This window comes from Desulfobulbus alkaliphilus, from assembly GCF_016918545.1.
In the GTDB taxonomy this organism is placed as follows: domain Bacteria; phylum Desulfobacterota; class Desulfobulbia; order Desulfobulbales; family Desulfobulbaceae; genus Desulfobulbus; species Desulfobulbus alkaliphilus.
In genome coordinates, this window is record NZ_JAFFQC010000456.1 from 1 (window position 1) to 380 (window position 380).

Genomic DNA, 380 nt, shown 5'->3' on the forward strand with positions numbered 1-380 from the left:
CCACTGACGCGGACCCCCCGGCGGCACGGACCGCGCCGGGACCACCTGGACCCGCGGGGCGCGCGGTTCCTCGACCCCGGCACCGCGCCCCGGTTCGACGGCCAGGACCTCGAACCCACCGCGTACGCCGGCGCCGGGCTGCTCGTGCGTCCGGGAGACGACGGTGAGGTCGAGCCCGAGGTGCTCGAGGCGCTGCGGTCCGCGGCCACGGCCGAGGGCTGGACGCTGGTGGTCGACGAGGTCGACCGCCAGCTCGTCGAGATGGTCCGCGCGGCCGGCGCCCTGCACAGCCGGCTCCACCCGGCGCTGCCGGACCGGGTGAACCCGCTCGTCGTGCGCGCGTCCCTCGTCCGGCCCGCCGACGACCACCGTCCCCGGTC

Annotated in this window: 1 protein-coding gene; it reads left to right on the plus strand. The window is 78.4% G+C overall.

Annotated elements, in window-relative coordinates; all coding sequences use genetic code 11:
• On the plus strand, nucleotides 1-380 hold a 380-nt coding region (locus JWG43_RS19390; RefSeq protein ID WP_205244520.1), incomplete at both ends, for a hypothetical protein.